The organism is Bradyrhizobium sp. 31Argb, assembly GCF_043638955.1.
In the GTDB taxonomy this organism is placed as follows: domain Bacteria; phylum Pseudomonadota; class Alphaproteobacteria; order Rhizobiales; family Xanthobacteraceae; genus Bradyrhizobium.
Map to the genome: position 1 here is coordinate 1 of NZ_JBEGDB010000228.1, position 12944 is coordinate 12944.

The 12944-nt window shown below is 62.1% G+C and carries 9 protein-coding genes and 1 pseudogene; 5 read left to right on the top strand and 5 right to left on the bottom strand.

The genetic code is table 11. The features are described 5' to 3' along the window. Positions 1–70: 70 nt before the first annotated feature. Positions 71–919: a helix-turn-helix transcriptional regulator gene (locus AAFX91_RS31190; protein ID WP_394569170.1), complete on the bottom strand. Its 849-nt coding sequence runs from the start codon at positions 917–919 to the stop codon at positions 71–73. Between the two features lie 287 nt (positions 920–1206). Beyond that, positions 1207–1647 carry a hypothetical protein gene (locus AAFX91_RS31195; RefSeq protein ID WP_165421392.1) on the bottom strand — a complete coding sequence of 147 codons (441 nt, stop codon included), beginning with the start codon at positions 1645–1647 and terminating at the stop codon, positions 1207–1209. A 159-nt stretch (positions 1648–1806) separates the two neighbouring features. Here AAFX91_RS31195 and AAFX91_RS31200 point away from each other — a divergent pair, with 159 nt between their 5' ends. The 3 genes from AAFX91_RS31200 to AAFX91_RS31210 are packed head-to-tail and all read left to right on the top strand — an operon-like array spanning position 1807 to position 6522. Next, entirely contained in the window at positions 1807–2991 is a 1185-nt protein-coding gene (locus AAFX91_RS31200) for an efflux RND transporter periplasmic adaptor subunit (RefSeq protein ID WP_394569171.1), read from the top strand. After that, positions 2988–6101, top strand: coding sequence for an efflux RND transporter permease subunit (locus AAFX91_RS31205; protein WP_130582078.1), 3114 nt, complete (start codon positions 2988–2990; stop codon positions 6099–6101). The genes AAFX91_RS31200 and AAFX91_RS31205 overlap by 4 nt, the downstream gene beginning before the upstream one ends. Before the next feature lie 10 nt (positions 6102–6111). Continuing rightward, positions 6112–6522 carry a thioesterase family protein gene (locus AAFX91_RS31210; protein ID WP_130582077.1) on the top strand — a complete coding sequence of 137 codons (411 nt, stop codon included), beginning with the start codon at positions 6112–6114 and terminating at the stop codon, positions 6520–6522. A gap of 178 nt (positions 6523–6700) precedes the next feature. Here the strand turns inward: AAFX91_RS31210 and AAFX91_RS31215 are convergent, their stop codons facing one another. Continuing rightward, positions 6701–8995, bottom strand: coding sequence for an FdhF/YdeP family oxidoreductase (locus tag AAFX91_RS31215; RefSeq protein WP_394569172.1), 2295 nt, complete (start codon positions 8993–8995; stop codon positions 6701–6703). An 83-nt stretch (positions 8996–9078) separates the two neighbouring features. Between AAFX91_RS31215 and AAFX91_RS31220 the strand changes: the two genes are divergently transcribed. Both AAFX91_RS31220 and AAFX91_RS31225 read left to right on the top strand, forming a co-directional pair. Further along, positions 9079–9336: a hypothetical protein gene (locus AAFX91_RS31220; protein ID WP_130578465.1), complete on the top strand. Its 258-nt coding sequence runs from the start codon at positions 9079–9081 to the stop codon at positions 9334–9336. Continuing rightward, positions 9285–10529: pseudogene (locus AAFX91_RS31225) on the top strand (oxalate decarboxylase family bicupin). Before AAFX91_RS31220 ends, AAFX91_RS31225 begins: the two are co-directional and overlap by 52 nt. Before the next feature lie 42 nt (positions 10530–10571). Here the strand turns inward: AAFX91_RS31225 and AAFX91_RS31230 are convergent. Both AAFX91_RS31230 and AAFX91_RS31235 read right to left on the bottom strand, forming a co-directional pair. Beyond that, positions 10572–12188, bottom strand: a complete 1617-nt coding sequence (locus AAFX91_RS31230) for an ATP-binding protein (protein WP_130578467.1) — start codon at positions 12186–12188, stop codon at positions 10572–10574. Positions 12189–12399: 211 nt separating this feature from the next. Further along, entirely contained in the window at positions 12400–12777 is a 378-nt protein-coding gene (locus tag AAFX91_RS31235; protein ID WP_130578468.1) for a response regulator transcription factor, read from the bottom strand. Positions 12778–12944 lie beyond the last annotated feature (167 nt).

Below are 12944 nucleotides of genomic sequence, written 5' to 3' on the forward strand. Positions count from 1 at the left end.
CTGCCACCCGAAAACTTGCCGATCCTCGAATGGCTCGGTATCAAAACGTCAAAATCACTGTGATGAACCACTAGCCGTTAACGGAGTGCGCGTTTCGCCACTGAGCCGGCGTGCTTCCCGCGATCCGCTTGAACACGGTAGTGAAATGAGCCTGGGTCTGGAATCCGACACTCAGGGCGACCTCGACGATCGTCATCGTCGTGTGCCGAAGCAGTTCGTCGGCCCGGCGGATGCGCTGTCGCAGCAGATATTCGTGCGGCCGAAGGCCGGTCGCGATCCGGAATTGCGAAGCGAAATGCATCCGGCTCAATCCCGCGACGACCGCCAGATCCGAGAGCGTGATCTTCTTCGACAGATGGCTGTCGACATATTCGCCGACACGCTTCAGCCGCCATTTCTGCAATCCCCCGACCGTTCGCTCGGCAGGAACAGTGGTGACAGCTCGATCATCGATGGCTGAGCTGTTCTCGGCCTGCAGGCCAAGCAACCTGATGGCCACGGCGAGCCGCAGCGCATCGGCGCGAATTCCGGCATGACGGTCATAGGCCTGCCCGGTGTCCGCGAGCGCATCCGACAGGCATTTGATGACGGGATCCTTGAGCCGTTCGATCGCAGCCTTGTGCTGGAAGACATCGAGGCTGCTGGCGGCGTTCAGCAGCGCGTCGCGCTCAGCGGCATTCCCCTCCGCATGACCTTGCGCTGCGATCGCGAGCACGAGGTGCAGGCGTTCAAAGGCAAGCGCCATCCTGTCATCGACGATAGGTCGGCCGGGCAGCAGCACTGCGGCCTGCGTCGGCTTATCCAAACGGTCGGTTGCAACCGTCTTACGGCGATATGGTGTTTCGTAGACAGTCGCGTGAACCGGCAGATCATCGTTGAAGTGAACGTTGTCATCTCGTCGAAGCTGAATCTGCGGCATGGTACCATCTCTCTGTCGCCATGGTGACCGTACGCCGGAAGGCCCCTTCAAGTTACCAATCGAGAGATCACTCTTCGTTGAGCGTCTCTCCTCGGAGCGGCCGCATTCCGACTTGTGCCTTGGAGAATATCTAGCACCGCCGCGCGCTCCATTCTACGGGCGTTTTCACCTACGTATATTGTGGGCTTAGGACATCATACCTTGGTATCTGCTGCGTGCGTTCGGCGGGTGGGGCGTGCGTTCTTGAAATACCGTCGCGGAAGGCGGGAAGTAACTTTTCAGAGAGCTTAACCTCCGGAGAGCCGTCCTATGACAGGTCTGCTTCGGTCGACGCGAAACCAGCTTTCGCGCACGTCCGGACGACGATCCTTAATCGCCGCACTCGCTGCTTGCACTTCGCTGTGGCTCGCCGTCGAATCGATGTCGTCAGAACCTGCAAGCGCGCAGGCAGCGACGCCTGGCGTGCAGCCAGTTCCGAACCTCACCTCGCCGCTCGGTTCGGGAACGGGCTCCGCGATCCGGCCGGCAGGCATTCCGCTGGGATCGACGGAACTTGCAATACCCGGCACGAGTCCGGTGATGCCGCAATCCGGCGCCGCCATGAGTTTCGGAAACGAAAACTGTTTCATCGCCAGCAAACCGGGAGCGATTTTCGATGGCGGAGGGCTGTCGGGACATTCATCGGCCGGCTGCGCTGCGCGCGGCACGACGAGCATCGTGCGTCCCATGATTTCGACATCGTCATCCGTGGGGCCGATCGGAACTCGCTCGGACTCGATTCCCTTGGGCTCGACTGAATTGGGCAGTGCAGGTCTCAGTCCGGCGCTGTCGCTCCCATTACCTGCGTCATCGCCGATAGGCTCTTCGCCTCCGACCGAGGCGATGCGTTGCCCGACCGATGGCGCGACAACCACGACAACGGCGCCGGGCGGCTGTTGGTGCTGGCGGGCGGCGGATTCTGGTACTTCAAGCGCTCGCTGACGTCGGAGCAAGCCGCCGCAGTGCCGGAGCCGGCGCCGATCCCGGTGGTCGCGACGACCGTCACCAGCGGTAATGTCCCGATCTTTCTGACCGGCGTCGGCACGGTGATTGCCTACAATACCGACCTGGTGCGCAGCCAAATCCAGGGACAGATCACACAAATCACCTTCGTCGAAGGACAAACCGTCAAGGCCGGCGATCTATTGGCGCAAATCGATCCGCGGCCTTATCAGGCGGAGATCGAGCAACTGACAGCGAACCTCGCGCGCGACAATGCGCAGCTTGAGAATGCGCAGGCCAATCTGTCGCGCTACACCCAGCTCGGCAACAAGGGCTATGCCACCCCGCAACTGATCCAGACCCAGCAGGCGCAGGTGGCGCAGTTGCAAAGCGCGGTGAAGGCGGATCAGGCCCAGATCGACGAGGCCAAGATCCAACTCAGCTACACGCGCTTGACGTCGCCGATTCCCGGCGTGACCGGCGTGCGCCAGATCGACGTCGGCAACATCATTCATCCGACCGATCCGAACGGCCTCGTGGTCGTCACCCAGATCGAACCGATTTCACTGATCTTCACGCTCCCGGAAAGCTATCTGCCGCGAATTCAAGAGGAGATGGCCAAGGGTCCGCTGAAGGTGATCGCCTACAGCCAGGACAACAAGATCAAGCTCGACGAAGGCAAGCTGCTCCTGGTCGACAACGAGATCGTGCAGACGACCGGCAGCATCCAGCTCAAGGCCGAATTTCCAAATGCCGCGCATCGGCTCTGGCCCGGCCAGCTCGTCAATGTCAACCTGCTGCTTGAAACCCGAAAGGATGGTCTGACGATCGCCGCTTCCGCGGTCCAGCAAGGCCAGAACGGCTCCTATGTCTACGTGGTGACGCCGGATAAGACCGCCCTGTTGCGTTCCGTGAAAGTCGGACAGATCAGCCAGGGGCAGGCACTGATCGATGACGGACTGAAGGCCAATGAGACCGTCGTGGTCGATGGTCAATACAGATTGCAGCAGGGCAGCCGCGTCAAGGAATTGCATGGCAAGGCCGCAACGGAAGCCGATCTGCAAAGCTCGGTGCAGAAGGCCATTCCATGAACCTGTCGGCGCCTTTCATCGCCCGGCCGATCGCGACCATCCTGCTGATGGCCGGGCTGTTGCTGTGCGGGCTTGCCGCCTATCCGCTGCTGCCGGTCGGCGCACTGCCGAATGTCAACTACCCGACGATCCAGATCTCAGCGCAATTGCCCGGCGCCGATCCGCAAACCATCGCATCGTCCGTCGCGACGCCGCTCGAGCAGCAACTGAGCCAGATCCCCGGCGTGACGCAACTGACGTCGTCGAGCGCGCTCGGTGTGGCCCAGGTCGTCGTGCAATTCGAACTCTCGCGCACGGTCGACAGCGCCGCCGTCGACGTGCTCTCGGCGATCAATGCCGCGAGCCCCTATCTGCCGCAGAACATCCCCTACCCACCGACGATCCGGAAGGTGAACCCGGCCGAGACGCCGATCATGCTGATCGCGCTGACTTCGGACTCGCTGCCGATGACCACGGTGGATGCCTATGCCGAGAACATCCTGCTGCCGAAGATCTCGCAGATTCCCGGCGTCGGCCTGGTCGGCATCGGCGGTCAGCAGAAACCCGCCATCCGCATCCAGGTCAACCCGCAGGCGCTCGCCGCAAGGGGAATCAGCCTCGAGGACGTCCGCACCGTCATCGCCGGCGCCAACGTCGATCTGCCGAAGGGCACGCTCAACAGCCCGCGCGTGACCTACACGCTCAACACCAACGATCAGTTGCTCAACCCCGCCGCCTATGACGAGTTGATCATCGCCTATCGCAACGGCTCTCCGGTGCGGATCCGCGATATCGGCAAGGCGATCGAGGCTCCCGAGAACGACCTGCTGGCCGGGTGGTATGACAAGCAGCCGGCGATCATCCTCGCGGTTCAGCGCGTGCCCGGCGCCAATGTCATCGAGACCGTGGACCGCATCAAGAAGCTATTGCCCACGCTTCAGGCATCCATTCCGCCAGCGATCAAGGTGACGATCGCGGCCGATCGCACTACCACCATCCGCGCCGCCGTCGCCGACGTCCAGTTCACGCTGATGCTGACGGTAGCTCTGGTGGTGATGGTGATCTTCCTGTTCCTGCGAAATCTGTGGGCGACGGTGATTCCGGCGGTGACCGTTCCGTTATCGCTGATCGGCACCTTTGCTGCGCTTTACGTGCTCGGCTACAGCCTCGACAATTTGTCGCTGATGGCGCTGTCGATCGCGGTCGGTTTCGTTGTCGACGATGCCGTCGTCGTCATCGAGAACATCGTGCGCCACCTCGAGAAAGGCCTCACCCCGATGCAGGCTGCGCTCAAGGGCTCGGCCGAGATCGGATTCACGATCGTCTCCATCACGCTGTCGCTGATCGCAGTGTTCATCCCGCTGTTCCTGATGGGCGGCTATGTCGGCAAGCTGTTCCAGGAATTCGCGATCACGATCACCGCCTCACTGATACTGTCGCTCGTAATCTCGCTGACGCTGACGCCGATGATGTGCTCGCGGCTCTTGAAGGACGACAGCCACAAGAAGCATGGCAGGATCTATCTTGCCTTCGAGTGGGGCTTCGATTCCCTGCTCGCGCTTTATGCCCGCGGCCTGAAGGTGGTGCTACGCCATCGCTTCGTTACGTTGATGGTGATGCTGAGCACGATCGCACTCACCGGATATCTCTACGTCATCATTCCGAAAGGCTTCTTCCCGCAGGAAGACACCGGCCAGATCGTCGGCATCACCGAAGCCGCACAGGATATCTCGTTCCCGGCGATGTCCGAGCGCCAGCAGGTGCTGGTCGACACGCTGCTGAAGGACCCCGCGATCGATTCGGTGGCGAGCTATATCGGGCCGGGCGGGCCGACCGCGACGCTCAATCAGGGCCGCATCTTCATCATGCTGAAGCCCAAGCCACAGCGCAAGGCGAGCGCGGACGAGATCATCAACCGCCTGAGGTCGCAGCTCGCCCACATCCAGGGCATCACCCTCTACATGCAGGCCGCGCAGGACATCACGATCGGCGCGCGGCTGTCGAAGACCCAGTATCAGTACACGTTGACCGACGCGGATTCGAACGAGCTGACGCATTGGTCGGCCATCTTCCTCGAACGGATCAGGAGCCTGCCCTTCGTCACCGACGTCGCCAGCGATCAGGCCAACGCCGGGCCGATGCTGGATGTCACCGTCAATCGCGAAGTGGCGTCGAGCTTCGGCATTCTCCCCTCCACCATCGACAACACGCTGGATGACGCTTTCGGCCAGCGCATCGTCTCGACCATGTTCACTGCGCTGAACCAGTATCACGTTGTGATGGAGGTCTATCCGAGCTTCCAGTACGGGCCCGAGGCACTGAAAGACATCTACGTGAATTCCGCCAGCGGCCAGCAGGTCCCGCTCAGCCAGCTCGTCAAGAGCGAGATCAAGCCGGCGCCGATCCTCGTCAACCATCAGAGCATGTTCCCGTCGGTCACCATCTCTTTCAACCTGAAGCCCGGCGCGTCGCTGGGCGAGGCGGTAAGCGGCATTCAGAACATCGAAAAGGAAACCAGCAAGCCGGCGTCGCTCGCGACGTCGTTCCAAGGAAACGCCCAGGCCTTCCAGTCGTCGCTGTCGGGCACCCCGCTCCTGATCGGCGTGGCGCTGATCGTCATCTACATCATTCTCGGCGTGCTTTATGAGAGCTTCATCCATCCGATCACGATCCTGTCGACATTGCCTTCGGCAGGCATCGGTGCGTTGCTGCTGCTGATGGCGGTGCGCATGGATCTCACTGTCATCGCCATCATCGGCATCATCCTCCTGATCGGCATCGTCAAGAAGAACGGCATCATGCTGGTCGACTTCGCGCTCGAGGTCGAGCGCAACGAGGGCTTGAGCCCGGAAGAGGCGATCTATCGGGCCTGCACCATGAGGTTCCGGCCGATCCTGATGACGACCATGGCGGCGCTGCTCGGCGGCGTGCCGCTGATGGTTGGAACCGGCACCGGGTCGGAGCTGCGCCAGCCGCTCGGCTACACCATCGTCGGCGGCCTGATGCTGTCGCAGGTGCTGACCCTGTACACGACCCCAGTGGTCTACCTCTATCTCGACAGGCTGGGCCAATGGCTCGGCAACACCGGCAAGCGGCACGCCAAGAAGGTGGTTGCGGCGGCAGCAGAATAAGGAAGCGGATATGGATGCACGTGAACTATTGAAGCTCGACATGACCGCGGAGACGATGATCATCGTGACGCCGGAACTGACGGTTGGACATTTCGTTCCAGGCATGCCGCGGGTCTATGCGACACCGATGATGATCCTGCACATGGAAATCGCCGCAGGTGCCGCCATCTCAGCGGCGCTGCCGAAGGGATTTGTCAGCGTCGGCATGGAGGTGAACGTCCGCCACCTCGCGGCAACTCCGATCGGCCACACCGTGCGCGCGACCGCCCGCGTCATCGAGCTCGATTCCAGGCACATCCTGTTCGCGGTCGAGGCCTGGAACGAGGAGCGCAAGATCGGCGAAGGCACCCACCGCCGCGGCCTCGTCAACGTCGCAGAATTCGAGAAGCGGTTCGGCGTGAATGAGAATGCCGCCGCGTGACCGCGGCCTCTGTCTCTCCCTCTCCCCGTCCTTCACGGGGAGAGGGCGGGGTGAGGGGTTGGCTCCGCGAACATGGTGAGAGTTACGTCTGCGGAGAGTCCCCCTCACCCGGAATTCAAGCTTCGCTTGAATTCCGACCTCTCCCCGCGAGCGGGGCGAGGTCAGGTGGCTCGTCGCTTCAGCTTTGCTCCGTCGCTGAGCGCACGATCCGAATCGGAATTCCCTTGGACGACGGAGTGAAGCTCATGGGATCATGCGCATAAAGCGGCACGAGCGGGTTGGTCTCGGGATAATAGGCGGCGCAGCAGCCGTTCGGGAAGGAATAGCGGACCACGCGGAAATTGTGCACGCTGCGCTCCATCCCATCAGTCGACAGCGTGACGAGATCGACCCGGTCGCCGTCGGCAAGGCCGCGCTTCTTCATTTCTTCCTCGTTCAGGAACACCACGTCGCGCTGGCCGTATACGCCGCGATAGCGGTCCGACATCGAATAGAGCGTCGTGTTGTACTGATCATGGCTGCGGATGGTGCTCAGCCAGAGCATCTCCGGATCGCTCTCGCACGTATCTTCGCCAAGTCCATCGAACAGCAGGAAATTGGCTTTTCCCGACGGCGTCATCCAGATGCGCTCGCGCGCGGTCGAAGTGAGATGGAAACCGCCCGGCACGCGGATGCGGGCGTTGTAGCCCTGGAAGATCGGGAACACGTCTTCGATCGCATCGCGAATGCGATCGTAGTCGGCGACAAGGGCCTCCCAGTCCACCACGCTGCGGTTGCCGAGGGTGGCACGCGCGATTCCGGCGATGATCGCAGGCTCGCTCAAAAGATGCTCCGAGGCTGGCTTGTTGCGGCCGCCGGAGGCGTGAACCATCGACATCGAGTCCTCGACCGTGATCGATTGCGGTCCGGTCGCCTGGATATCGATCTCGGTGCGCCCGAGGCACGGCAGGATCAGCGCATCGCGCCCATGGATCAAATGGCTGCGGTTGAGCTTGGTCGAGACATGGACCGTGAGATCGAGATTGCGCAACGCGGCCTGCGTCTGCCGCCAGTCCGGTATAGCCGCAGCGAAATTGCCGCCCATGGCGACGAACACCTTCACCTCGCCCCGAAGCATCGCCTCGAGCGCCGTCACCACATTGTGGCCGTGCGCGGTCGGCGGCTCGAAGCCGAACCGGTGCTCCAGCCTGTCGAGGAACTCCTTTGTCGGCACTTCGGTGATGCCGACGGTGCGGTCGCCCTGCACATTCGAGTGGCCGCGCACCGGACAGAGGCCTGCGCCCTCGCGTCCGATGTGGCCGCGCAGGAGCGCGAGGTTGGCAAGCTGCTGCACATTGCAGGCGCCGCGCTTGTGCTGGGTGATGCCCATGCCATAGACGATGATCGCGCGCTCGGCTTTCATATAGACGTGGGCGGCATGCTCAAGATCCTCGCGCGAGAGACCGGATTGCCGCTCGATATCGGGCCATTGCACAGCTTTCAGATCCGCAATGAACGCCTCGATGCCGGCGGTATGGCCACGGATGAAATCCCAATCGAGGAGCTCGGGCTTGTCGCTTGCGCGCGCGGCCGCGTCTTCCTCGACCATCACCTTCATGATGCCCTTGAGCGCGGCGATGTCGCCGCCGACGCGCACCTGGTAGAGCGGCGAGCTGATCTTGGTCGCCGACAACGTCGCCATCTCGATCGGATTCTGCGGATATTGAAAGCGCTCCAGCGCCCGCTCGCGGAACGGATTGAAGGAAATGATCGCTGCACCCCGGCGCGACGCCTTCCACAGGCTCGTCATCATGCGCGGGCTGTTGGTGCCGGGGTTCTGGCCGAAGATGAAGATGCAGTCCGCCTTGTCGAAGTCGTCGAGCAGCACGGTGCCTTTCCCCACCCCAAGCGACTGCGGCAGGCCGACGCTGGTTGCCTCATGGCACATGTTCGAACAATCAGGAAAATTGTTGGTGCCGTATTCGCGGGCGAAAAGCTGATAGAGGAACGCGGCTTCGTTCGACGTGCGACCTGAGGTGTAGAACTCCGCCATATCAGGGTCGGGCAGCGCGTTGAGGTGACGGCCGATGATCGCGAAGGCATCGTCCCAGCTTACCGGACGGTAATGATCCGATGCCCGGTCATAGACCATCGGATGGGTGAGCCGACCGACCATTTCGAGATCGTAATCGCTCCAGCCGGACAACTCGGTGACGGAGTGCTCGGCGAAAAACTCCGGCGTGCAGCGCTTCGCCGTCGCTTCCCACGCAACCGCCTTGGCGCCGTTCTCGCAGAATTCGAACGACGAGGTATGCTTCGGATCCGGCCAGGCGCAGCCCGGACAGTCGAATCCTTCGGGCTGGTTCATCCGGCTCAGCGTCGTTGCGCCCTTTATCGGAACGCGCTGCTCGATCAGATGCTCGCTCAGCGCCTTGAGCGCTCCCCACCCGCCGGCCGGCTGATGATAGGGACGGATGGATTTGCGAACGGTCATTGGCAAAGGCCTTTGAAAATGGGCGGGATCGACTGAGTAAAGGAGAGCCGTCCAACAGATGTCTTTCCAAAACGAGGCCGGATTTGCGCAATCGCACCGCCCGCCGCGTGAAGAGCTTGCGCATCGTGCTCACGCAACTGCGCGTCATCTGTCATCACGGCAGTGCATTCCGGAAAAACGCGTGTCATTACGGAAGTGAAACGAGGATCGCCTGTTTAACTGTCGACGAACGGTCCGCTGATGAGCGGATCTATGCCGGTCTGATCTTCTCTTTCTGGAGTCTCAATCCATGTTCTCGCGACGAGATCTTCTGGCGGCGTCGGCTGTCGGAGCCGCAATGACCGCATCCGCGCATGCTGCAAGCTTCGGTAACCCGGACGAGCCGCCTCAGGGCGCCATCAATGCCAAGTCGCCTGGAAGTCTGACCGATCCCGGTCCGCAGAATCCGGCCATTGCAAAACAGTTTCCATCCGCATTCACTCCGCCCGCGACCGACGTTGGCGGCCTGCCCACGACCTGGGCGTCCTTCAACAATGCGGCGAGACGCATCCAGAACGGCGGTTGGGCACGGCAGGTCACGGTCGACGATTTCGCGATCTCGACGGAGATATCCGGCGTGAACATGCGCCTCGCCGCCGGCGGCATCCGCGAGCTGCATTGGCATCAGGCCGCCGAGTGGGCGATCATGACCTATGGCACCTGCCGCGTGACCGTTCTCGATGCGCAGGGGCGTCCTTATGTCGGCGACGTCAAGGCGGGCGACCTCTGGTATTTCCCGGCCGGCACGGCGCACTCGCTGCAGGGTCTCGGACCAGACGGATGCGAATTCGTGATCTGCTTCGATGACGGCCACGCCGACGAATTCAATACGCTGCTGTTGTCAGACTGGATGGCCCATACGCCGCCCGAAGTGCTCGCCAAGAATTTCGGCGTTCCCGTCGAGAGCTTCGCGAACATTCCGCTGCACAACCTCTGGATATTCCAGGGCACCGTGCCCGGCGACCTCGCCGCCGACCGCGCTGCGATGAGCAGGAATGCGGAGATGCCACCGCATCCCTTCATCTTCTCGCTGGAAGGCTCGCGTCCGCTCAAGCAGTCCGATGCCGGCACGATTCACGTTGCCGACAGCACCAACTTCAATGTTTCAACGACCGTGGCGTCGGCGCTGGTCACGCTCAAACCGGGCGCGGTCCGCGAGATGCACTGGCACCCGAACGCCGACGAGTGGCAATACTACATCAAGGGCAAGGGCCGGATGACGGTGTTCAACACCGGCCCCAATGCGCTGACGATGGACTTCAACGCCGGCGACATCGGCTACGTCAAGCGAAACTACGGCCACTATGTCGAGAACGTCGGCGACACCGACCTGCAATTCGTCGGCGTGTTCCGCGCGCCTCGCTATGAGGAAGTCTCGCTGACGAACTGACTCACGCATACGCCGCCCAAGCTGGTGGCGCAGCATCTCAACATCGACGAAGCGACGATTGCGAAGTGGCCCGACAACAGCCCGGGTATCATGCCCAAGGCATGAACCTGGGCATCTTGCCGAAGGCATGAGCTCAGTCGGGCAGGCTTATTGCGCCCGCCCGACATCCTCATGGAGAGGCAGGGTGAACTGGAAGGTCGCGCCGGGCCCGGCATTGCGGGTGGCGGACAGCTTTCCGCCATGGGCCTCGACGATCGAGCGGCAGATCGACAATCCCAAGCCAAGGCCGGTCGACTTGGTGGTGAAGAACGCATTGAACAGCCGCTCGGCGTTCTCGTCGGAGAAACCGACGCCGCAGTCCGCCATGATCAGGATGGCCTGATCGGCGTCGAAACTGCGCTGCGATCGGATCAGCAATTCGCGCGGCCGATCCGTGACCGGCTGCATCGCCTCGACGCCATTCATCACCAGGTTCATGACGACCTGCTGCAATTGAACGCGGTCGGCCCGGACGATCAGCGGATCGGCCGCGAGCTCCGTGCGCAGCGTGATCTGCTTGCTCGTGAGCTCGCGCCGCATCAGCACGCGGGCTTCGTTGACGACCTCGTTGATGTCAAGAAGCGCCCGCTCGGTATCGGTCTTGCGTGCCAGCGCTTTAACGCGCCCGATCACGTCGGCCGCCCGGCTGACATCCTTGACGATCCATTCCACCGAGCGCCGCGCATGCTCCATGCCCGCCGCGCCGCGATCGAGCCAGCGCAGGCAGGCTTCGCCGTTGGACATGATCGCGGCCAGCGGCTGGTTCACCTCGTGGGCGATGGAGGATGTCAACTCGCCGAGCGAGATCACGCGCGTGGCGTGCGCGAGGTCCGCCTGCGCGTCGTTGAGCGCGGCCTCGGCCTGCTTGGCGGCCGTGACGTCGGTCACCGCACCGATGTACTCGATGCCATCAGGACCGTCCGTCACCGCATGGGCCAAGGTTCGGATATGCTTCACCGCGCCGTTCGGCATCACCAGCCTGGCATCATGACCGAAATCCACGCCATCCCGGGACGCCTCCTCGAGCAATTGCTGCACGAAATCCCGATCTTCGGGATGCATACGCTGCAGAACGAACTCCAGTGTCGGCGTTGTCGCCGGATCGCATTCAAAGATCCGAAACGTCTCCTCCGACCAACTGATCTCGCCGGTCGCCACCTTCCAGCCGAAACTGCCGGTCCGGCTCAGCCGCTGAGCTTCGGCCAGGTACATTTCGCTCCGCAGCAGCCGGGCCTCGGTCCGCTTCTGCTCATCGAGCGCGGCCAAGAGGTCGCGGCGGGAAAGCTCCAGCGATCTCGTCGCCTTTCTCTGCGCCGCACTGATCCAGTTGACGAACAGCGCCGTGATCAAGAACAAGCTCACGCGCGGGATCTGATGAACATCGATCTCGAACGAATGGGTCGGAGTCGTCACAAAATACTCGAACGCCAAACCGGCAAGCGCGGTCGACACCAAGCCCGGGCCGAGGCCCCCAAACCAGGCCGCAAACATGATCGCGCATAGAAACAGCGATACGTACGGTTCGATGTTCAGGTACTCGACCGCGGCCTTGGAGGCGAATAGAGCTGCAGTAACCGACAAGATCGCAATCGCATAACGGGAGAACGTCACCCAAGGCGTCTGATCGATATCGGTCAGTCCCAAACGCCAATCTGAAGGGCCGCGCGGCGCATCGACGGACAAGACCGGCGCACGTGTTTCGCTGCTACGCTGGCCCGGATACATGCCGAATGCTCCTTATGCCGCCCGATCGTGGTATACCTGCTTACGGTCGCTCAGGAGTTCTTCCAACTCAAGACCCGTTGAATTTCCGTGTGGCAGGACTGGACGAGCCGTGAAGGGCGGCCGAGCTGCGGTTTTGGTGATCAGTCGGGACCTGTCCCGCCTACCGACCGACCGGGGTCGGGAAAGCCCGCCGGCCGAAGAATTCAGGACCTTACTGGTCCGGACCTTGCCCACCACGCCCCTGCAGGGCCTGCTCAAGGCTTTGAATCAGATTGTCTGTCTCGAACGGCTTGGTCAAGAGACAGACTGCACCGGCGCTTGCGGCCCGGGCGGACACGGCCGCCTCGGGAAAAGCCGTGATAAAGATGAAAGGTATCTGCGTGCCCCTGGCGCGCAGGCGAAGCAGGAGCTCGACGCCGTTGGTGCCGGGCATATTGACGTCGGCGATCACGCAGGAGGTCAGGTCGAGCACATCCGACTGCAGAAATTCGTCAGCCGACCCGAACGTGAGAACGCCATAACCCAGGGACCTCAGCAGATTGTCGGTCGCGGTACGGACGGACGCGTCGTCGTCGATGATGGAAATCATCGGTGTTGTCGGCAAGATCGCTGTCCTTCGGGGAAACGGGGATAAAGCTTCCGCTAGCGCGCGATGACTTTTCCAGGAACCGTCAGCCCGCCCTAGTGGTCTATCACAGTGATTTTGACTCTTTGGGGGTGGCTGGATAGGCGCGGCCGAGTTTGGCGCGAGCTTTG

Coding starts and splice junctions, on each gene's coding strand:
- AAFX91_RS31205 (WP_130582078.1), top strand. CDS start 2,988: ATGAACCTGTCGGCGCCTTTCATCGCCCGGCCGATCGCGACCATCCTG.
- AAFX91_RS31190 (WP_394569170.1), bottom strand. CDS start 919: ATGCCGCAGATTCAGCTTCGACGAGATGACAACGTTCACTTCAACGAT.
- AAFX91_RS31230 (WP_130578467.1), bottom strand. CDS start 12,188: ATGTATCCGGGCCAGCGTAGCAGCGAAACACGTGCGCCGGTCTTGTCC.
- AAFX91_RS31210 (WP_130582077.1), top strand. CDS start 6,112: ATGGATGCACGTGAACTATTGAAGCTCGACATGACCGCGGAGACGATG.
- AAFX91_RS31235 (WP_130578468.1), bottom strand. CDS start 12,777: ATGATTTCCATCATCGACGACGACGCGTCCGTCCGTACCGCGACCGAC.
- AAFX91_RS31215 (WP_394569172.1), bottom strand. CDS start 8,995: ATGACCGTTCGCAAATCCATCCGTCCCTATCATCAGCCGGCCGGCGGG.
- AAFX91_RS31195 (WP_165421392.1), bottom strand. CDS start 1,647: ATGGGACGCACGATGCTCGTCGTGCCGCGCGCAGCGCAGCCGGCCGAT.